This window comes from Lysinibacillus sp. NPDC048646 (genome assembly GCF_050272295.1).
Lineage (GTDB): Bacteria > Bacillota > Bacilli > Bacillales_A > Planococcaceae > Lysinibacillus.
In genome coordinates this window covers 16,291-36,621 of record NZ_JBNNLZ010000036.1, presented here as the reverse complement: position 1 = coordinate 36,621, position 20,331 = coordinate 16,291, and the positions used below count along the sequence as shown (strand labels likewise).

19 protein-coding genes and 1 pseudogene are annotated in these 20,331 nt (G+C 37.6%); 7 read left to right on the top strand and 13 right to left on the bottom strand.

The genetic code is table 11. The features are described from left to right. The coding region (locus ACQKII_RS23245; RefSeq protein WP_427462809.1) for a hypothetical protein at positions 1–223 on the bottom strand (223 nt) is incomplete at its 3' end. 96 nt (positions 224–319) lie between these two features. On the opposite strand from ACQKII_RS23245, the gene ACQKII_RS23240 reads away from it, so the two are divergent. Together ACQKII_RS23240 and ACQKII_RS23235 are read left to right on the top strand one after the other, a co-directional pair. After that, the gene (locus tag ACQKII_RS23240) at positions 320–718 is read left to right on the top strand and encodes a MarR family winged helix-turn-helix transcriptional regulator (RefSeq protein WP_427462808.1); all 399 of its coding nucleotides are present in this window, start codon (positions 320–322) and stop codon (positions 716–718) included. A 5-nt stretch (positions 719–723) separates the two neighbouring features. Then, positions 724–1,914 carry an MFS transporter gene (locus ACQKII_RS23235; RefSeq protein ID WP_427462807.1) on the top strand — a complete coding sequence of 397 codons (1,191 nt, stop codon included), beginning with the start codon at positions 724–726 and terminating at the stop codon, positions 1,912–1,914. 151 nt (positions 1,915–2,065) lie between these two features. Here ACQKII_RS23235 and ACQKII_RS23230 read toward each other — a convergent pair. The 6 genes and pseudogenes from ACQKII_RS23230 to ACQKII_RS23205 all read right to left on the bottom strand — a co-directional run bounded on the left by ACQKII_RS23230 (position 2,066) and on the right by ACQKII_RS23205 (position 7,464). Next, positions 2,066–3,109 (bottom strand): annotated as a pseudogene (locus ACQKII_RS23230) (PLP-dependent aminotransferase family protein). A gap of 438 nt (positions 3,110–3,547) precedes the next feature. Beyond that, positions 3,548–4,162, bottom strand: coding sequence for an NlpC/P60 family protein (locus tag ACQKII_RS23225; RefSeq protein WP_427462806.1), 615 nt, complete (start codon positions 4,160–4,162; stop codon positions 3,548–3,550). Between the two features lie 295 nt (positions 4,163–4,457). Beyond that, a complete protein-coding gene (locus ACQKII_RS23220) occupies positions 4,458–5,204 on the bottom strand; it encodes an amino acid ABC transporter ATP-binding protein (RefSeq protein ID WP_427462805.1) in 747 nt (248 codons plus the stop codon). An 11-nt stretch (positions 5,205–5,215) separates the two neighbouring features. After that, positions 5,216–5,872, bottom strand: coding sequence for an amino acid ABC transporter permease (locus ACQKII_RS23215; protein WP_143998235.1), 657 nt, complete (start codon positions 5,870–5,872; stop codon positions 5,216–5,218). Between the two features lie 65 nt (positions 5,873–5,937). Then, positions 5,938–6,741: a transporter substrate-binding domain-containing protein gene (locus ACQKII_RS23210; protein ID WP_427462804.1), complete on the bottom strand. Its 804-nt coding sequence runs from the start codon at positions 6,739–6,741 to the stop codon at positions 5,938–5,940. A gap of 330 nt (positions 6,742–7,071) precedes the next feature. Next, positions 7,072–7,464 carry a ribonuclease HI family protein gene (locus ACQKII_RS23205; protein WP_427462803.1) on the bottom strand — a complete coding sequence of 131 codons (393 nt, stop codon included), beginning with the start codon at positions 7,462–7,464 and terminating at the stop codon, positions 7,072–7,074. Between the two features lie 183 nt (positions 7,465–7,647). Here ACQKII_RS23205 and ACQKII_RS23200 point away from each other — a divergent pair, with 183 nt between their 5' ends. Then, entirely contained in the window at positions 7,648–7,839 is a 192-nt protein-coding gene (locus ACQKII_RS23200; protein ID WP_427462820.1) for a zinc-finger domain-containing protein, read from the top strand. 665 nt (positions 7,840–8,504) lie between these two features. Here ACQKII_RS23200 and ACQKII_RS23195 read toward each other — a convergent pair. Together ACQKII_RS23195 and pepF are read right to left on the bottom strand one after the other, a co-directional pair. Next, a complete protein-coding gene (locus ACQKII_RS23195) occupies positions 8,505–9,488 on the bottom strand; it encodes an SEC-C domain-containing protein (protein WP_427462802.1) in 984 nt (327 codons plus the stop codon). A gap of 390 nt (positions 9,489–9,878) precedes the next feature. Beyond that, complete coding sequence (gene pepF, locus ACQKII_RS23190) at positions 9,879–11,684, bottom strand: oligoendopeptidase F (protein WP_427462801.1); 1,806 nt, start codon at positions 11,682–11,684, stop codon at positions 9,879–9,881. 1,152 nt (positions 11,685–12,836) lie between these two features. Between pepF and ACQKII_RS23185 the strand changes: the two genes are divergently transcribed. Both ACQKII_RS23185 and ACQKII_RS23180 read left to right on the top strand, forming a co-directional pair. After that, entirely contained in the window at positions 12,837–13,277 is a 441-nt protein-coding gene (locus ACQKII_RS23185) for a Dps family protein (protein ID WP_427462800.1), read from the top strand. A gap of 135 nt (positions 13,278–13,412) precedes the next feature. Continuing rightward, a complete protein-coding gene (locus tag ACQKII_RS23180; RefSeq protein WP_427462799.1) occupies positions 13,413–13,922 on the top strand; it encodes a general stress protein in 510 nt (169 codons plus the stop codon). A gap of 285 nt (positions 13,923–14,207) precedes the next feature. Here ACQKII_RS23180 and ACQKII_RS23175 read toward each other — a convergent pair whose 3' ends face one another. Genes ACQKII_RS23175 through ACQKII_RS23165 form a run of 3 tightly spaced genes read right to left on the bottom strand, consistent with a single transcriptional unit; the run spans position 14,208 to position 17,849 of the window. Next, positions 14,208–15,338: a Ger(x)C family spore germination protein gene (locus tag ACQKII_RS23175; protein ID WP_427462798.1), complete on the bottom strand. Its 1,131-nt coding sequence runs from the start codon at positions 15,336–15,338 to the stop codon at positions 14,208–14,210. 5 nt (positions 15,339–15,343) lie between these two features. Then, positions 15,344–16,783, bottom strand: coding sequence for a spore germination protein (locus ACQKII_RS23170; RefSeq protein ID WP_427462797.1), 1,440 nt, complete (start codon positions 16,781–16,783; stop codon positions 15,344–15,346). After that, on the bottom strand, positions 16,770–17,849 hold the full coding sequence (locus ACQKII_RS23165) for a GerAB/ArcD/ProY family transporter (protein ID WP_427462796.1): 1,080 nt from the start codon (positions 17,847–17,849) through the stop codon (positions 16,770–16,772). The genes ACQKII_RS23170 and ACQKII_RS23165 overlap by 14 nt, the downstream gene beginning before the upstream one ends. Positions 17,850–17,943: 94 nt before the next feature. Here ACQKII_RS23165 and ACQKII_RS23160 point away from each other — a divergent pair, with 94 nt between their 5' ends. Further along, positions 17,944–18,249 carry a hypothetical protein gene (locus ACQKII_RS23160; RefSeq protein WP_427462795.1) on the top strand — a complete coding sequence of 102 codons (306 nt, stop codon included), beginning with the start codon at positions 17,944–17,946 and terminating at the stop codon, positions 18,247–18,249. Positions 18,250–18,383: 134 nt separating this feature from the next. Here ACQKII_RS23160 and ACQKII_RS23155 read toward each other — a convergent pair whose 3' ends face one another. After that, on the bottom strand, positions 18,384–19,283 hold the full coding sequence (locus ACQKII_RS23155) for a DMT family transporter (RefSeq protein ID WP_427462794.1): 900 nt from the start codon (positions 19,281–19,283) through the stop codon (positions 18,384–18,386). Between the two features lie 134 nt (positions 19,284–19,417). Here ACQKII_RS23155 and ACQKII_RS23150 point away from each other — a divergent pair, with 134 nt between their 5' ends. Further along, the gene (locus tag ACQKII_RS23150; protein ID WP_427462793.1) at positions 19,418–20,293 is read left to right on the top strand and encodes a LysR family transcriptional regulator; all 876 of its coding nucleotides are present in this window, start codon (positions 19,418–19,420) and stop codon (positions 20,291–20,293) included. The last annotated feature ends 38 nt before the right edge of the window (positions 20,294–20,331 follow it).

Below are 20,331 nucleotides of genomic sequence, written 5' to 3'. Positions count from 1 at the left end.
TCGCCGGTAAACGATGAATAATCGCCGCTAGCATCGTGGAAATCGCCGGTAAACGATGAATAATCGCCGCTAGCATCGTGGAAATCGCCGGTAAACGATGAATAATCGCCGCTAGCATCGTGGAAATCGCCGGTAAACGGTGAATAATCGCCGTTAGCATCGTGGAAATCGCCAGTAACCCATGGATAATCGCCGGTAACATGGTGAAAATCGCCGTTTGCATCCATCGATGAGTGTCAAAGTCACTTGCTTTACAATGAAAAAAATGAAGCGTATACTATTTATTTAGCTAGGTAAATAATTTAGGCGGTGATACTATATGAATCCAATATTCCATGCTTTATTCCAAAAGAGTCGCTTTTTAACGAATTGTTTAAATGAAGTATTGAAGCAGCACAATCTGTATAGTTCGCAATGGACAATTTTATATTGCCTACAGAAGCACGGAGCCATGACATTAACACAAATTTGGAAATATTTGAATGTCGAAGCACCGAGTGTGACAAGAGCCATTTCGCGACTTGAAGATTTAGGCTGGGTGCAACGGGTCGATGGGGAAGATAAGCGTGAAAAAATCGTGACATTATCAGCGATGGCAGTGGAACACTTACCAGCGATTACGGCAACAATTTTGGCGTTTGAGGCAGAAATGGTTGGTTCACTGACTGTGGAAGAGCAGGAGCAATTTATGAACCTATTGCAAAAAATGAAAGGTTGATAAACATGAAGCAAGAGGAAAGTACACAAATATGGACGAAGCGATTTATTAGTTTATTTTTAACAAATATATCCGTATTTTTTGTTTTTTATGGTTTGGTCACAACATTGCCGCTTTATGCAATCGGCGAGCTTCATCAAACAGATAAGGAAGCAGGACTACTATTATCAGGTTTTTTGTTATCGGCTATTATTGTCCGTCCTTTTTCAGGCAAATTATTAGATGTCTTTGGCAAGAAAAAACTATTAGTACTCTCGATTGCGGGCTATTTTTTCTGTACGGTTTTATATTTATTTATTCATCCATTTGGACTTTTACTTGGCCTACGTTTTATTCAAGGGATTTTCTTTAGTATTATCACAACTGCTGCAGGGTCTTTAGCGGCGGATATTGTACCAGAGAAGCGTAAGGGGGCGGGTCTGGGGTATTTTACCATGTCTACGAACTTAGCAGTTGTGATCGGACCATTTATCGGCTTACTACTCATTCAATATAGTACTTTTAATGTGTTATTTATTGTGATGAGTATTTGCGTTTTAGCGGGTGGCCTATTAGTAGTAACGATTAATACGGATGATTTAGCGAAACCTGCACAGCATGGGAGGTTGACATTTAGTTTTAATGATTTATTTGAACGTAAGGCATTACCGGTAGCTGCAATTGCGAGTTTAGTGGCTTTTTCTTATGCGAGTGTCTTATCGTTTTTATCGGTCTATGCACAGCAAAAGGATTTAATGGCTGTGGCCAGTCTTTTCTATGCGGTTTTTGCGGCAGCAATGCTGATTACACGACCTTATACAGGTAAGCTCTATGATACGAAAGGGCCGCAGTTTGTGATTATTCCGGGCATATTATCGTTTGCTATTGGGCTTGTCATGCTGGCATTTGTATCAGAACCCGCATTATTTTTATTCGCAGCTATTTTTGTTGGTTTCGGCTATGGAGCTGTGACAACAAGCTTACAGGCATTAGCTATACAATCAACGGCACATACACGTAGTGGCTATGCAACTGCAACCTATTTTACGATGTACGACATCGGCATTGCACTAGGTTCTTATATTCTAGGAATGGTGGCAGTGGAAGCAGGCTATGCTACCGTTTATTTAACGAGTGCAGGTTTGCTGGTTGTTGTCTTTATCATTTATCTACTGCGTTTAGCGAAAATAAAAGCAAGTAAAGTAGCCCATATATAAGTTCTGTGGCTATTTAGAATGAGATCGACTATACAATTCTATTGTACAATCAAGCCTTGCCATTGAACGAACCCCACAGAGAATCATCTGTGGGGTTTACTTGGTTAATTGCTATTAGTGGAGGACAGTTTGTGCTTGCAATGAAGCTGAACTAGTGATTGTTCATAGCTCTGATGATTACTTCATTTAAGATTGAAATCCCTTGTTTTATTTTCTCGGGTGAAGAATGCGTGAAATTTAAGCGTAATGAATGATGTTTCGAGTCTGTTACATAGAAGGGAGCTCCCGGTACAAAAGCGATGCCACTCTGAACTGCATCAGCTAATAACTCTGTTGTATTTATAATAGGATCTAGTTGGAGCCACAAAAACATCCCGCCTCTAGGCGTAACAAATTCTAGTCCGTCAATGTTTGCGCTTGATAGTGAATCAATCATTATTTCCATACGTTGTTTATAAATGGCAGTTATTTCATGAATATGTTGATCAATATCGAAATCACATAAAAGATGATAAATAGCTTGTTGGGCTATTGAATTTGTATGTAAATCTGCTGCTTGTTTAAATTGAACCATCGTGTTAATGATTTCAGTTGGACCTTGTATCCAACCTGTTCGTAATGCTGGCGATAAAGTCTTGGAAAAAGTGCTTGTGTAAACGACAGCAGCTTCTTTATCTAGTGAAGCAATTGGTTGAATATGCTCATCAGAATGAAAATTTAAATCACTATAAGGGTCATCTTCCAAAATAATAACATGATTCCTTTTGGCAATTTCCAAAAGGGATTTCCTTCTTTCTAAAGACCATACTTTTCCTGTTGGATTTGAAAATGTTGGTACAACATAAATGAACTTTGGTGAAAAAATACTAATTTTTTTTTCTAAATCACGCGGAAGCATTCCTTAACTATCAGATTGAACAGAAATGATATTGGCTTCATAAGAGCCAAAAACTTGGTTAGCCGCTAGGTAAGTAGGATCTTCGGTTAAAACAACATCTCCGGGGTTTAACATAGTTCGCGAAAATAAATCGATTGCCTGTTGGGATCCAGTAGTGACTAAGATACTATCTACAGACCAATTATTACCTTTCTTTTCCATCCTTTTCGCAATCATTTCTCTAAGGGGGAGATACCCCTCAGTTGCCCCGTATTGTAAGGATTTATGTCCAGTCTCAAACGTGCTTGTAAAAGCCATTTCGATGTCACTAAGTGGAAAAAATTCCTCAGAAGGTAGGCCACCCGCAAATGAAATAATGTTATGTTGATTTACTACTTTAAGGATGTCCCTTACTGCAGAAGATTGAATATTTTCAACTCTCTTGGCGAATTTTATTTTCATAAAAATCACAGCTTTCTGTTTATTCTAAATATTCTGAATTATATTGTAGCATAGTTTCTTTAGATTAAATATATTTAATTTTAAAAACGTATTTGCTTCCTTATATTAGTCGATACTCAAAATTCATCAATTATAGTGATTTGTTACAAAAAGGGACTTTTTCCGTTTTGTGAACCTCAAATAGTGGACACTTAAAAGTGACTCTATTTGAGGTTTTTTATAGTCGTAGGTCATTTATCGCGACATAAAAAAACAATTGGGTTAGATTAACGCCCCAACTGTTTTTTCCGTTCACTATAAACGACCGTATCCTACAAAGTACTGCTTCCAATATGAGCTATTGATGTTTGCAATCGTAACGCCACCGTTACTGGCATTAATCATTTGATTGTTGCCAATATAAATGCCTGCATGTGAAATACCTGGCTTATATGTATTAGCGAAAAATACTAAATCACCAACTTTAGGTGTCGTTACTTTTTTGGCTGTATTGTAAAAACCTGCGGCTGTTTTACGAGGCGTCGCAATACCAGCATTGTTCAAAACGTATGTGATATAGCCTGAGCAATCAAAACCTGTGCTCGGTTTAGTTCCGCCAAATGTATATTTTACACCTAGTTGTTGTTTGGCAATTTGTACGAGATTCGTTGGTGTATTTGGTGCAGCAGCCAGCGTGGAATTGAGCGTTAACTTTTGTCCCACAAAAATATTTGAAGATGATAAGTGATTCCAGCTCATCAATGTTTGATAAGAAACCCCGTGTTGATTGGCAATCTTCCATAAAGAATCACCTGATTTTACTGTATAAGTTGCCGCTGAGGCTGTGTTAAACGTTGAAAAAAGTACGGATGAACCTAATGCTAATGCAGCTAATTTCATGCCCCATTTAGTCTTTTTATTCTTTTTCAAAATATGTATCCTCCTAAAGCTTTAAAGCTAATTACTTGGTATATAAATGATATTAACATTGTAATATTACATTTACATGTCAACTAAATAACATTAGGGATACATTTAATAAGGATTTGGTGCAGGGTGTTGGTATCTTTTCTATTATATGTAAGATAGAATAGCACACCGATATATGCTAAGACATAAATCCAATAAACAGGGGCTACACGCATACTAAAAAAGGGGAGAGGTGGTAGTAGCGACTTCACCTATATTAAAAAAGAGAACAGCTCATATGCCGTTCCCTGTGTTGCTATTTTAAGTTCTTCTGTAAAAAAGCTTTTGTACGATCGTTTTGCGGATTTGTAAAAAATGCTTCAGGATGGTTTGCTTCGATAATGTCGCCACCATCCATAAATACCACCTTGTTCGCAACTTCGCGCGCAAAGCCCATTTCATGGGTTACGACGATCATCGTCATATGCTCCTCGGCTAAATCCTTCATGACTTTTAACACTTCACCTGTCAGCTCTGGATCGAGTGCAGAGGTTGGTTCATCAAATAACAAAATCTGAGGATTCATCATCAGTGCACGCGCAATGGCTACACGTTGTTTTTGTCCACCAGAAAGTTTAGCAGGGTAGGCTTTCGCTTTATCGGCTAGACCAATTTTTTGTAGTAAATCCTGACAGCGTCGTGCAATGGCATCTGGTGATTCTGTTTTCAGTAAAACTGGTGCAATTTCAAGGTTTTGCTGTACGGTTAAATGGGGAAATAAGTTAAAGTGTTGAAACACCATGCCCATTTTTGCAGTAATTTTTTTTATATCCTGCGGTTTTGTATAATTTCCGTCTTGCACTAAATAATCTCCGTCCACACGAATACTTCCACCGTTAATCTCTTCTAAATGAACGAGGCTTCGAAGCATTGTGCTTTTACCTGATCCAGACGGACCAATGACCGCTACGACATCATTTTTCTCAATGTCAAATGTAATTTGTTTTAGTACTTCCAGCTCACCGAATGATTTCTTCAAATTCGATATTTCAATAAGTGCCATACGTGTCACCTCTATTCAAATTTAAAACGTTTTTCAAGCCACTTAAATAATACGGTTAACACAAGCGTCATGACTAAGTAAATAGCGCCAGCAATAAAGTACGGTACAATCGTGAAGTCACGATTGACTGCAGTTTGTGCGAAGTGAAGTAATTCTGGTACAGCAACAGCGTATAGCAGTGCAGTGTCCTTGATTAATGTAACCGATTCATTAGATAAGGCTGGTAACGCGACACGAAACATTTGTGGCAAAATAATACGTGTCGTTGTTTGCCATTTCGACAATCCTAGTACTTGTGCTGCCTCGTACTGACCTTTATCAATCGCAAGTAAGCCACCTCTGAAAATTTCTGCAAAGTATGCGGCGTAATTTAATATAAAGCCAAGACAAGCAGCGGCAAAGCGGTCAATGACTAAATACTCGCCAATCACGGGTATCATCGGTAAACCAAAACATATTAATAAAAGCTGTAGCAAGAGTGGCGTACCACGCATCACATAAATATACGTATGTGCGAGCCAAGATAGTGGTTTTATTCGACTTTTTACAGCTAATGTCAGCAAGAAGCCAAATGGGATCGATACAAGAATCGCAATAATGAACAGCAGTACTGTCATTTTTGCGCCTTCCAGCATCGGCAAAATCATTGATTGCCAGTAGTCCGCCATAAATATTTTCCCTCCAAAAAGATAAGAGTTTCACGAGGAAACTCTTAGCCATAGATATCATTCAATTATTTTAAAACCTTATCTTCACCAAACCATTTTGTAGAGATTTCAGCAGCTGTGCCATCTTCGTTCATTTTATCTAAAGCGGCTTGTAGCTTTTCTAATAATGCTTCATTTCCTGGTTTTACACCAATTCCGTATTGTTCTGGTGCAAGAGATTCTTCTAATAACTTGAATGTATCAGGTTGTTGCGTCATGTAATATTCTGCCACAACGGCATCAATAATGACTGCATCTACACGACCTGTTTTTAAATCTGTTAATGCTAAAACGTTATCTGCAAATTCTGTAATTTTTTTAATTTCTTTGTGAATTGGATTGCTGTTTAATGCGTCAGCAGCAGAAGAAAGGGCTTGAATACCAACCTCTGTACCTGCTAAATCGCTAAGTGCTTTGATGGCTGAATCTTTTTTTGTCAAGACAACTTGCGAGTTTTCTAGATATGGCTTCGTAAATAATACTTTTTCTTTACGATCATCTGTAATTGTATAGCCATTCCATATTAAGTCGATACGACCACTAATTAATTCTGATTCTTTTGTTTTCCAGTCGATTGGTTGGAATTCTGCTTCCATCTCCATATGTTCAGCTGCTGCACGCGCTAAGTCGATATCGAAACCAACAATTTCATTTTTATCATCGCGGAAACCCATTGGAGCGAATTTATCATCGATACCAATGATGATTTTTTCTTTTTTGTTTGAGTCAGTTGAATCATCTGTTGCATTTGATTTTTCATCAGAAGTGCCACATGCGGCTAAAGCGAGCACTGCAGTAAGCATGATAAGTAATGTGAAAATACGCTTCATTGTCAAAATTCCCCTCACATAATTGATGTATGACTAGCAAATAATAGTTTCTGTGCTTTCTCTTACTAAATTACTAATGTGTCAAAGGATATCATCGTAGCATAAAGTTGTCAATATCCCTCGTGAATAATTCGAAATTTAACTATATTTTTTTGAACGATTCTCGACCATTGAACGTGGGGAAGCATCACCGTTCGCGATGAAAAAGTACCATCAAATCGCAGCTGTTACCGCTAGAACATCCATCATTTAAGTGCAACTTAATTTTTAACAGATTTCTTAGATATGATAAGCGGAGATGAAAAAAGCGCTGATCATTTTCTCAGCGCTTTAACTTTTATCATGCTGAATGGCAGCACGTGCGAGCGCATCAGCAGCTTTATTTTGTGAATCTGGTACCCATTTGATGAAAAATAAATCGAAGCGCCCAGCAAGCGTTAATGCCTGCTCAAGGTAAGGTTTAAATTCTTCATTTTTAACATATTCTTTTTCCATAGAGGCAACGACAATTTTTGAATCAGAGCGCACGGAGACAAGGGTAGTACCAAGCTTTTGTGCTTCTTCTAGGCCACGAACTAAGGCCGTAAATTCAGCAATATGATTATTCGTGTGACCAATATATTCACTTATTTGTATATGATGGCCTTCACCTTTAATGAAAAGACCAATGCCACTTGGACCAGGATTACCTGCACTTGCGGCATCTATATAGACTTCCAACATAAAATCCCTACTTTTCGATTAGATTCAATGATGATTGTAAAGCAATGGAGCTGTTGCACAACCTACAATACCATCATAACAATTTCTGTTAAATAAGGTTAAACAAAATAGTTGCTTGTATAAAATGTACACTTCATAATAGTAAGAAGCGAAATTTGGACGTGAAAGGGGTGAACGTTCTTGATGGATAAAGTGACAGTTATGAAAGATATTGATGAACTGCATGATATATATTGCGCTGATTGCTTCGTCATTAAGCAACTGCGCAAAGAACGTGGTAAAACGGGCGCTCATCGCTTCTGTATTGAAGCTTGCACAGTAGGGGAGCGACTGCAATTTTTAGGGGAAGAGTTACTGAAAGTATATAGTAAATAGGGCTATCCTCTGTTAGTAACTACAAAAAAATAAGATTTATTTATAAAAACAAACATATTTGACGTCTTCCATGCATAAATAACAATATGTTCGGAAATAATAATATTGGTTGGTTACCATAGAAAAAGTTACTTTGTTATCTGCATGCAGATAGCAACAGTAGCTTTTTTTATTGTGTGCATAGTTGTCGACCAGTTGAAAACGCGACATTCTCAAAGGTGTTTCAATGCTTGGTATTCTCAAGAAATACATAATAAAGCCGCACGCTCAAGGTCGAAACCTGAACGTGCGGCGCATAAATACATATCGTTTATCCCGCAGTAACGGTCAGTAATTTATCTGTTCCGAAAGCGAAGCGTCAGGTGCAAGACGCCCACCCCAAGTGGAAAGAAGAGAACGAGTCAACTAGGTGTTCGATCAACTGACCGTAAAAGCCCGATTGGTTCGGGGCAGCAGGATGTTGGTCACACAAGCTTTTTCACAGGATGTGAAGGTTTTAGCTTGTGTTCCTCTATTTAGTGTGGGGATGAAGAAAACCCTCACTGATTGAAGTTTCACTTTATCCCGCATTAACGGTCAGTAAGCCGATCAACTGACCGTTAATGCGGGATTGGTTCAACTAACAAACCGTGGGGGCAGATACACCCCCACGGTTTGGTTTCACTTTATTTCGTGGCAACGTAATTACTTAAGTCTTGATAGTATTTTGTCAGAGATGTTGCTGAAATATCAAACGTAGCAGCAATTTCTTTGACAGTCATTGATAACGACTCGAATAGCTCTTTTTCTTGACCATAGCGAATCGCGCCAGCAGCGATCGCCGCCTCTTTACGTGCAGAAGGTTGTCCTTCGATTAAATAATCTTCTAATAGCTCTAACATCGGTTCAGTCTCGCGTTCATTTTCCTCAAGGAACTCTTTTACTTGTGCAATTACACCGTTTTCAAAGCTCGTAAACTCTTCGCCTTTGTAACCGTTTGACACCAGTAGCTCCCAGAATGATAAATGATCCTCTTTTAAGAAAGCCTCCACTTTTTTCCCAGAAGCCTCAAAGTTTTTCTTTAATTGTGCAAATACCTTTTCATGGTCTAGAGGGAAGAAAATAAGTGTTGAAACAGCTAAGTAATGTGCTTCTTTTTTCGTGCCATCTGGTAGGATGAATGCAAATACATGCATACCCTCAGGAATTGGCTTGTCGTTTTCACGACGGATAAAGATTTCTTGACCTGACAGCACATGTGTAGCCTTGAAATAATTTTCCTCTACAACAGACACGGTTCCAATAAATAATGTAGGTTGCGACCAGCCTTCTAATACTTTTAAAGTAGAAGGTCGAACCGTCTTTTTCTTCGTTTTCTTTAAATAACCTTTCCAAATAGATGGCTCTTGATGGAAGAAGAAGTCGTCCAACGCGATCGCTTCGATAAGCTCACGCTGTAGCACGCTCTCTAATTTAGGCTGCCATATGCCCACGTGCTCGATATAGGCACGGACATCTTTGCGTTCTGGGTACTCTAAATAGAATGTTTGTAGTACACGCTCTAATTCTTCAATTGCCACAGTTTCTACTGTTACTTGCTGTTTGCCTTCACAGCATTTTTTATATTTTTTGCCGCTACCGCATGGGCATGGATCATTACGTTTTACCATAATTAGAAACACTTCCTTTGAAAATTGTTAGTCGATTTTTGCTAAATAAATTGCGTACACTTAATAATAACGGTACTTTTGTACGAAGGAAAATGATTATCTATTTTGAAATATCAAAAAAATGTAGAGGGACGTCCTGATTCTAGTATATGTACGTATATTCTCGCTTAGAACTAAAAAAGAAAACCATTTTAGACGAAGTTGAAGAGGTATGATTAATAAAGTGACGGATAGAACTTAAAAAGTGACGGATAGAATAGGGAAAGTGGTGGATAGAATAGGGAAAGTGACGGATAGAATACAGAAAGTGACGGATAGAACAGGTAAAGTGACGGATAGAAATAAAAAAAGCAGCCTACAACAGTAGACTGCATTGAAGTTTGTTTCACTTCATCCTTCAATTTCCTTTGTTAGTCGTTCAAGCTCATCGATTAGATGACCGATATAAGCAATCGTATCTCGAAGTGGTTGATCTGTTGTCACATCGACACCTGCCATTTGCGCAAGCTCTATAGGTGATTTTGTGCCACCAGCTTGTAGCACCGTTAACCATTCATCGACAGCGGAGCTACCTTCTTTTAAAATGCGTTGCGATACTTGTGTTGAAATTGTTAAACCTGCACTGTATGTGTATGGATATAAGCCCATGTAATAGTGAGGCTGACGCATCCAAGTGAGCTCTGCACCTTCAGTAATGTCCACCGTGTCGCCCCAGAAATCTTCAAGGACCGTGCGTTTTAATTGATTTAAGATAGTCGCATTGACAGAATCACCTGCGTCCACTAATTCATAGACTTTGCGCTGATAAGCAGCTTCTAGTAAATGAGTCACGAAGTTATGATAATACGTTTTCGATACGATATTCGAAATCACCCAACGTTGGAAACGAAGGTCATCGTTATGCGTTAATAAATAATTTGCCAATAGCATCTCATTCATCGTTGATGGCGCCTCGATAAAGTACAGGGAAGGGCGACTATTGAAATACGATTGATGTCCATGGGCATTCACAAAATGTCCTGCATGGCCTAGCTCATGCGTAAGTGTAAACACCTCATTCATGCGCTCATTCCATGACATAAGAATGTATGGATGGCTGCCATATGGACTTGAGCAGAATGCGCCTGTTGATTTCCCTTTGTTTGGTGCAAAGTCAATCCAACGCTCGTTAAAAGCGCGTTCAAGCATATTTTGATAGTCCTCACCCATGACAGCTAGAGATTTTTCCACATAATCCTTCGCTTCAGCCATTGTTAACTTTGGATCGTAGCTAGAATCAAGCGCAATTTTTAAGTCAGCAAAGGTCATTTTTTCTAAATCATTTGCTTGTTGAATAAGCTTCGCGTAACGACGCATATGTGGTGCAAGCTCTTGCGTAATCAGGTCAATTTGACGATGATAGAGCGATTGATCTACCTCTTGGTCGAATAATAAATAGTCAATCACAGAGTCAAAACCACGTAAATCGGTGATCGTTTTTTCTTGTTGTATATGCGTGTTATAAACCTGTGCTGTTGTGTGCTGATAAGCCCGTAGCTTACTAGAAAATGCAGCAAATGCCGCACGACGCACTGTTGTATCTACTTCAAGCTCATAGTCATTTTCGAATAAGACGAAGCTGAGAGGGTGTTTTGCGCCATTTGCCTCGAATTCACCGAAATTCATATCGACAAGCTTTGTTGTGTTATAGATTTCGTAGGGTGCTTCAAAAGTGGAACTTAGTGCCGCAAGTGCTTTTTCTACTTCGGGCTGCAATTGATGTGGCTTCTGTTTTAATAATTCTTTTAAATAATGCTTATAAAGAGGGCTCAACGCAGCAGCTTCTTCGAGTAGTGCTTCATCCAATGATAATAGTTCGCTACGCACAAAAGAGAGTGCACTACTAACTTTACCGACAGCCGTACTGAATTTCGCGGCACGTATTTGTGCTACATCATCCGTACGATCAGCCTGGATGTTTAAACTCGCATAAGTGCCTATTGGAACAAATTTTTTTTCCAATGCTTCAAAAGCTGTTAGTACGTCAATCGCTTTTTGCGGATCTGTAATGGTGCCCTGATACGTACGCTCAAAGTTTATAGCTTCCTCAACCAATTGAGCCAGAGTAGGTTCGAAATCTGCATCATTGTCAAGCAAATCCTGTAAATTCCAAGTTTCTTCTAGTGGAACATCTTTGCGTAATGGTAAAACTTCCATGTATGAACACCCCTTTAGTGTAAGTAATTTCATTATAACGAAACTATTTCGGAAAGTGAAATAATTAGAGAGAATATTTTTACTATTTCCAAGTGTAGCTTTGAAATAAAGATGGATCAAAATGGAGTTTCTCTTTTTAACGAAGTATGAGATTTTTTTAAAAAAGTTTGATTATTTTTATACTCCTTATTCTACGAAAGACTCCGTTTGTTAAAGAAAACTTTTTAAATTATAACTATCAAAGTTACTGAAACCCATTAATATTTTCAATAAACCATTGTAGCTTATTGAAGAAACCTGCCCCGTTCGTTTAAGTACATTTCTTCACAATCTTCATAGTGATATTAACATAACTATCCAATGAAGAATCATCACATCTCTCTTAGAGGTGAGATGATTTTAATCAAACTTTTTTATAAAGCTACACCAAATTGATTGTCATGTGAATCAATTTCATCATTCACTTTCATATCAATAAAGATTGAGCTAATAGCGGACAACTTGCGCACACTAGTTGATTGGAGCGCAGGCGGCGAGGAGACTGAAGCCAGACCCGCGAAAAGCGTCCGCCGTAGTGGAAAGCAACGGGTTCATATAGATACTTCTATTTTAAAAGAAAAACTATTGATGAAATTAATTCGGGTGAAAAAAAGATTTGTACATTAATAGTGTAATCACGCCCATTTTATCCCGCATTAACGGTCAGTAATTTATTTGTTCCGAAAGCGAAGCGTCAGGTACAAGACGCCCACCTCAAGTGGAAAGGTGAAAACGAGTCAACTAGGTGTTCGATCAACTGACCGTAAAAGCCCGATTGGTTCAACTAACAATCAGTAGGGGTGAAGAAAACCCCTACTGATTGAAGTTTCACTTTATCCCGCATTAACGGTCAGTAATTTATTTGTTCCGAAAGCGAAGCGTCAGGTACAAGACGCCCACCTCAATCAGTAGGGGGGAAGAAAACCTCCACTGATTGAAGTTTCACTTTATACGTGACGCTTTTTACGATCTTTGTAAAACAACGAGATAGTTCGCAAATGTACAGTACATTCCATGTTTTAAATATTGTCAGTAGGGGAAAAATGGATGTATAGCCAATACACAATGCAACGCATACTAAAGGCTAGAACAATGATAATTGGAGGAGAAAACATGACACAAAACTTAAATAAGCAATTGAATAGGCTCGTAGCCACGTACTCGGTACTTTATACAAAATTGCATAACTACCATTGGTATGTAACGGGCAACGCCTTCTTCACACTGCATGCAAAATTTGAAGAGTTATATAATGAAACGACATTAAATTTAGATGAAATTGCAGAGCGTATTCTTTCCAAAGACGGTAAGCCCGTTGCCACATTAAAAGAACACTTGGAGCTATCTTGTATAGAAGAAGCTACAGGGAAGGAAACGACTGATGAAATGGTGGAAACAACGATCTCAGATTTCCAAAAGCTAATGAAAGCATTAAATTCAACAATGGCGCTTGCAGCGGAGGAAGGGGACGATCGTACAGAGGATTTACTCAATGCGATGTACCAATCACTTGAAAAACATACTTGGATGTTAAAAGCATTTCTCAGCCATTAAAGCCTGAACGACTGTGACAAACTAGAATAGAATATGACAAATATTACAATATGATGAAAAAATGAAAACAGGCGTTTCTTATCCCACGAGCAGGGTAAAAACATAGTAAGCCATACAACATAGGAGGAATTGAACATGATGAATGAACAAAACCCACAAATTGAGGTGGCACATACAAAAGAGGAAATGCTGCACATTTTAGAGAGTATGCGATTGGCTGGATATCATACAGAGGATATTCATATTATTGCAAAGGATCAAAGCCAATTAGAGGATGTTAAATCGGATGCAGATGTTCGAACGCATGAGGCAGGGAATTGGATAGACCAGGTTAAATCATGGTTTACTGGAGAGTCTGCTGTGACAGAGGGGTTAAAACGATTTGATTTATCTGATGGACAAACTGCGTATTATGCGCAACTTGTCGAACAAGGTGCCATTGTATTATTTGCTGAACGGGACGATATAAGTGAGCCACTGACAACAGCAACCTATGATGAAGAAAATCGTTATCGTCATGACCCGCTAGATCCACATGTAACATCGCCATTCAATGATACAGTTGACAATGTGGAGACACCCGAGCAACGTTTAAAGGCTGAAGAACGCATAAATGAAGCTGAACAAATAAGAAGATATCTATAAACTTTAATCGGTGGGGGATTTATCTCCCACCGATTGTTGTTTGGCCTTGAAAGATCTCTGCCCCCCATTAGTAATGAGAATCTAACAATGGGGGCAGTTTACGATAAGTGGACGATTGTTTTAAAACGGGGACCAACAAGTGAGCAATTAAATATGATTGTTCACTTTAATTTGAGTTCTCAATATCGTCTATGGTTGAGCAAATATGGATAAATCAACGTTTTGTAATAAGCCACTATCTTAAATTTAATGAGCAGGATAAGCGTTAACATGGACCTCGATTGCTTATTTTATAATTTTTATAGCGCCTCCATCTTTCACAAAAACTTTTATATTGATTTGATGGATAGAAGTATTCGTTATGTCTTTTATTTCTTCTTTAGTCCATGTAGTGGATTTGAAACGATAAGCTTTTTCGGAAAGATTGAAAATATCAGCATTAATTTCTAATCCTTTCTGAAATGACCCTTGGATTTGAGCTAATATGATGGCCTTCATCTCTTGTTCAATTTCTTTTCGAGCAAGATTGTTTGGATTTTCTGTAATGGATGCGTTTACTTGTAAATTGATATCATATTTCGGCATTTTTCCATCTACTATTTTTGTTTGATGATTTATATGATCGATAGACATCGATACAGACTTTTCTTTAATAGACAGCTTCATGTTACTAAATTCTTTATTAAACCAATCTAGCCCTGAAAGTTCTTCCTCATGTATCCATCCTTGTAATTTTTGATTGGCAAGGAAGTATGCCCCATTAATTGATAATATTTTTTTTGCGTTGCTATCTTCATCCCAATAATTATCTGTTACATCTATGGAGGGAATCATTAATGAACCAATGGGCTCATAAAATCTTTTGATGATATTTTGTACGGTGATGGTTGGAAAAAATGTATTAAAAAATAATTGTTCCTTTGGATCATAAGTAAATGTTAAATTGGGCGGTTTATAAAATAATCCTCGTACGTTCATGATTTCCTTAATATTACTTTCATACGCATAAATTAGAGTATTGTAACGCAAATAATAGTTTCTACTAAAATAATCTAAAAAACCATCCAGTTGTCCATCTAAAATATTCTTGGAAATAAATATAGCTTGTACATGCCCATAATAAAGGGGGTTAACGGCATGTTTTTCAATATCATTGATAGCCTCTTGGATGGTTTCGCCTTTTCCGTGTCCAATAACAATAGGCGCGGGCTCTTTTGCGATGTCTGGTTCAGAGCCGGTGATATTATTAAAACCAACAGCTTGAAAATATAAATGATAGTTATTATCAGAATAATCAATACCTAAAGCTGTAACATAAATTTCACTTTGAATTTCTTTTATTCCTGAGCAGCCAACTAATAGCCATGATATATGAAATAAAATGATAAATTTTAGTATCAATTTATAAGTAGCCATTAAATTCACTCCTTATCTCGATGCGCATCGTACATATGGTCTTTCGATTTAAATTTGAATGGCATTTTTAAAAAGCCTTTCATGAAATCTGGAAAGTTCACTTTGGATAGTGTGGAAAGGTACGGGTGTCCAAAACTTTCCAATGAACAAATATACGTGAGTAGAAATAATACACATAAAAAAAAGCCATACATACCAAAAAAAGAAGCTACTATTAACGTGAAAATTCTCAATAAAAAAACATTTCCCAATATATTTTGATTGATTAATGTATAACTGGAAATGACAGTAAGGGCACCCACTACTAATGTTGATGGTGAGGTAAAACCAGCTCTAATTGCAGCATCTCCAACAATTAATCCCCCCAAAACAGCGACAGTTTGCCCAACAGTTTTAGGTAAACGTACACCAGCTTCTCTAAAAAGGTCAAAAAAGAGCAGCATGATAAGAATTTCGATGGAAGAGGACACGGGTAAACCAATTTTTGAAGTTGATATTGATGCTAATAATGGGAAGGGTAATTGGTTAAGTTGATGAACAGTCAAGGCAATCCAAAAGCCAGGTAAAAAGATACTTGTCACTAAAGAAAGCATCCTTAAAATTCGGGCAAAACTCCCATATAAAAAACTTCCTTGATCATCTTCTGGAGCTTTTAAAAGGAGTAACAAATTTACAGGCCCAATGAGACAACTTGGGTTTCCATCCACCAGTACGGCGAAACGACCTTGATTGAGTGTGTTTACGACAAAATCGGGTCTACCTGTATAATCTAGTAGCGGGAAAAGTGTATACGTTTTATCATAAAGCAATTCTTCGATATGATAACTGCCGGTAATCACATCTACATCGATAGCCTCTAACTTTTGTTGGACGTTTTCAAAAACATCCGGTTTTATAAGATTATCAATATAAAGGAGTAAAACCTTTGTTTTGCTATCTCGCCCAATCGAATAGCACTTACTAGATAAATGATTACTTTTTAATCGCATCCGTATCAACGAAAGGTTCGTATCGATATTTTCTACAAATCCATCACGAGGTCCCCTTAGTGAAACTTCCATATTTGATTCATCAACGGCTCGTTCAGGAAGTTTAGCCAACTTGATGGCGTATAAATGATCTGATTGACTGTGATAGATATAGATGAAACCAGAAAAAATAGCACGGTTTATTTCATCGAGTTTTTGAAAATAATGAGGTATCTCTTCAACCTCTAAATATCGATTAATTATATTTACATCATCCATATGTCCTTGTTCAGCAAGTCTTCGAACATTCGGTAATAACGTACTAAAATACAATTCACTATCAATTAAACCTGGGCAGTAATAAAAAATTATTTCTTGACCTTCCTCATGGAAATCATAATATTTATGGCTGATTCTTATATCTGTTTGGGTACTTAATGCTTGATATAAAATAGCCCTATTACTATGTTTGTTCAAATTTTTGCCCCCTTTTCATGCGCAATAATAGATAGGTAACAATCATAAAAATGAATAAAAACAAGAATATTGAGGGAAGGTAGACCCTATTTATAAAGAAAATAAAACTAGAAACAGACCAAGGAATTAACAATCCTACTGTTAAACCTAGATATAAAATAAAGAGTGTACGATTTCGTCTTTTTTTTATAAATGAAGCTAATATAGCCATAAACAAACTTATGCGAATAAATGATATTGATAATATGTGAAATACGGATAATGAATCCAGCCTCGTAAGATATTTACCGAACGATAACACTTTCCACTGCTCGTTAACTGGAAAAGTCATTTTTTTAGCGATAAAAATCCCAAATTCAGAGATCGTCGATGTAATGGTGATAAAGGCTAATAGTAGCAAGAAAGTCGATATAACGATAATCCCTTTAAGTTTTAATTTTTCCGTTGAATGCCCAATTAATACAAATAACATAAAACCAATTTCTAAAATGCCAATACACATGTATGCTACGCCGAGTAGGGTTGAGGAAATATTACCGGTATTTATGGGAAATAGGAGCTGGTATTCATGGTTAACTGAATTTCCGATATTAAGAAGTGCAAATAATAAGATGTAGATAATACCAACAACTAGTGATTGGATGGCAATCGTCTTTATGCCTTTTAGAGAACCATAGAAGCATAAGAGAATGAACAATCCAACATTTATGAGATAGGAGTATTCAAATGCAAAATTTTCATCAATCCAAATCATTGTAAATTTAAGTGTTATGAAAGTGGATAAGAGTATATAGACCCCATATAAAGCAATGACGATTACATAAAGAGGTTTATTGTAATGAACCGATATAAAATGAGGTAAAGAACTTTGATTTAAGGAAGATGAAATTCTTGAAATAACTAGGGCAATCACAAAAAAAGGAAGTAAACTGACTAAAGCACTAATCCAAGATTCACGTTCAACTTCTGAAAATAGTGTGGGAATTAATATAAATTGTGCCAAGAAACTAACAGATAAAAATAATAGGCAGTATATATGTATGGGCTGAATACTTTTGTTAATCATCAATAAAAGCCTCCTCATTTCTAAGTCCCGCTATAACGGTCAGTAAGATGGGTGAGCAACTGACCGTAAAAGCCCGATTGGTTTGGGGCAACAGATGTTTTATGTGCGAAAGCGAAGCGGCAGCGACAGATGTTTTATGTGCGAAAGCGAAGCGGCAGCAACAGATGTTTTTTGTGCGAAAGCGAAGCGGCAGCAACAGATGTTTTATGTGCGAAAGCGAAGCGGCAGCAACAGGATGTTGGTCACACAAGCTTTTTCACAGGATGTGAAGGTTTTAGCTTGTGTTCCTCTATTTATTGTGGGGATGAAGAAAACCCTCACTGATCGAGATTTACTTTATAGTATTGCCTTGTCTGAAATTTTCAATCAACGGGCTAAGATAAATGAAAAACCAGCGTGATGGCTGTGTCATCACGCTGGTTTTTCGTTTCGATATGAGTGTGTTTTGCGGTATCGCCATTTGAATAGTGAGTATCGCCGGTTTTAACCCCAGATTTCGCCGCTTGTACATGAAAGTTCGCCGCAAACGGCACATTAATGCATAACTTTTTCCTGGGCCTGCTTTTTAAGAAAGCGGGAAAGATGCATATGTTCAAATTGTGCGACAAAATTCCCGATTAAGATAAAGCTACCACCAATTAGTATTTTTACTGTCAGGCCCTCACCTAAGAACATCATCGCAAACATGGCAGCAAAGATTGGTTCTAAGGAAAAAATGAGTCCTGTATGTGTAGCAGAAGTGTACTGTTGTGCAACAGTTTGTCCTACGAAACAGAAGGCACTACAGATGATACCGAGCCCGATAATGGCAAGCCATGAAGCAGCTGTATTTGGCAGTGTTGGCGCTTCGAATAGTAGTGTTAAAACAAGTCCATAAAGACCTGCAAAACCAAGCTGATAGATGCCGTAAGAAATCGATTCTACGCTACGTGTAAACTTGCTGTTTAACAGTAAATAAATCGAATAACCGAGTGCTGCAATCGCCACTAAAATATCACCTTTTTGGAATGTGAAAGTCCCTTGCGCAGTTAAAATTGTGATCCCAATCATCGTACAAATAATCGCAAAACTAACAGCTCTAGACGGCAGTTTTTTGTCGATAAAGCTACTGATAATAGGCACTAGGACAACTGTTAAGCTCAAAATAAAACCAGCGTTTGATACGGAAGTTGTTTGTAATCCAAATAAACTTAGTGCGAACACAAGGAGTAAGAAAAAGCCTTGGATAGCTGCGTATTTTAATGTTTTGATATCGACCTTTATCATGCGTTTATAAAAGATAACACCTGCCGCAAAAAATGCGATGATACAGCGTAATGCCACCACATTATACACTGCCAAAGTTTCAAGTCCCATAACCATAAACGTATAAGACAATCCCCAAAACATTGTCACAATTATCATCAATAAATTTGCTTTTCCTTGAATACTCATTATGCGCACCTACAATCTGTGTACTAAAACAGTTTTATACTAAAATTTACTATATATCTTGTATTGTGATTAGTAAAACGAATGTTTATAATGATTAATATTAAAAAAATTCATGTATGTCGAGGGCAAAGTAAATGAGTTTAGTGAAATATGAAATTTTAAATAAGGTGGCGGAGCTAGAAAGCTTTACAAAGGCAGCCGATGCATTGGGCTTAACCCAATCGGCCGTAAGCCATGCTGTATCGAGCTTAGAGAAGGAATTTGGCTTTGCGTTGATTCACCGAAGCCGAGCAGGTGTGACCTTAACGAGTGAAGGGCACACGATGCTTCGGGCCATGCGTCATGTACTAGACGCTGAAGAATTATTACAACAGGAGGCAGCACATATCCATGGGGTAACGCGGGGGAAAGTGCGAATCGGTGTTATTTCAAGTATTTCTTCCAATTGGATGCCAGAAATCGTACGTATTATGGACAATCAATTTCCTGGTATTCAAGTAGAGCTGCGCGAAGGTGATTATTATGAAATTGAACAATGGCTACAAAGTGGAGAGGTAGATGCTGGATTTTTAAATGGACAAAAATCTGAGCAATATCAGTTTATCGAGCTACAACAGGACCCGCTTTTATGTATTGTCTCCGAGAAAAGTTCACTGTATGAAAGAACAGAGATTGATATTGTTGAACTGGAGGATATGCCATTTATCATGACATCTTATCGTGGGACGAATGACGTCAAGGTAATTTTGGAGCAGTATCATGTGAAGCCAAATATTCGCTTTGAATTATCGGAAGAGGTGGGCATTTATTCAATGATTTCGCATCATTTAGGCATTAGTATTTTACCGCAATTAGTCATTAATCGTTTACCTTCTACATTAAAAGCCATTCCGTTAAAGCAAGGGGGATATCGCACCATTGGACTTGCTATGAAGCATCATGCTTCACCAGTGACTAAGAAATTTGCGGAAATTTTAAGTACTTGGTTAATCGAACAAAATAAGAAATAGGTTATTTTGTCGTTTTACGTTAAAATAGGACATGAATA

Coding starts and splice junctions, on each gene's coding strand:
- ACQKII_RS23235 (WP_427462807.1), top strand. CDS start 724: ATGAAGCAAGAGGAAAGTACACAAATATGGACGAAGCGATTTATTAGT.
- ACQKII_RS23210 (WP_427462804.1), bottom strand. CDS start 6,741: ATGAAGCGTATTTTCACATTACTTATCATGCTTACTGCAGTGCTCGCT.
- ACQKII_RS23175 (WP_427462798.1), bottom strand. CDS start 15,338: ATGGCTACTTATAAATTGATACTAAAATTTATCATTTTATTTCATATA.
- ACQKII_RS23240 (WP_427462808.1), top strand. CDS start 320: ATGAATCCAATATTCCATGCTTTATTCCAAAAGAGTCGCTTTTTAACG.
- pepF (WP_427462801.1), bottom strand. CDS start 11,684: ATGGAAGTTTTACCATTACGCAAAGATGTTCCACTAGAAGAAACTTGG.
- ACQKII_RS23160 (WP_427462795.1), top strand. CDS start 17,944: ATGTTTTATGTGCGAAAGCGAAGCGGCAGCGACAGATGTTTTATGTGC.
- ACQKII_RS23215 (WP_143998235.1), bottom strand. CDS start 5,872: ATGGCGGACTACTGGCAATCAATGATTTTGCCGATGCTGGAAGGCGCA.
- ACQKII_RS23200 (WP_427462820.1), top strand. CDS start 7,648: ATGGATAAAGTGACAGTTATGAAAGATATTGATGAACTGCATGATATA.
- ACQKII_RS23180 (WP_427462799.1), top strand. CDS start 13,413: ATGATGAATGAACAAAACCCACAAATTGAGGTGGCACATACAAAAGAG.
- ACQKII_RS23195 (WP_427462802.1), bottom strand. CDS start 9,488: ATGGTAAAACGTAATGATCCATGCCCATGCGGTAGCGGCAAAAAATAT.
- ACQKII_RS23150 (WP_427462793.1), top strand. CDS start 19,418: ATGAGTTTAGTGAAATATGAAATTTTAAATAAGGTGGCGGAGCTAGAA.
- ACQKII_RS23205 (WP_427462803.1), bottom strand. CDS start 7,464: ATGTTGGAAGTCTATATAGATGCCGCAAGTGCAGGTAATCCTGGTCCA.
- ACQKII_RS23155 (WP_427462794.1), bottom strand. CDS start 19,283: ATGAGTATTCAAGGAAAAGCAAATTTATTGATGATAATTGTGACAATG.
- ACQKII_RS23165 (WP_427462796.1), bottom strand. CDS start 17,849: ATGATTAACAAAAGTATTCAGCCCATACATATATACTGCCTATTATTT.
- ACQKII_RS23185 (WP_427462800.1), top strand. CDS start 12,837: ATGACACAAAACTTAAATAAGCAATTGAATAGGCTCGTAGCCACGTAC.
- ACQKII_RS23220 (WP_427462805.1), bottom strand. CDS start 5,204: ATGGCACTTATTGAAATATCGAATTTGAAGAAATCATTCGGTGAGCTG.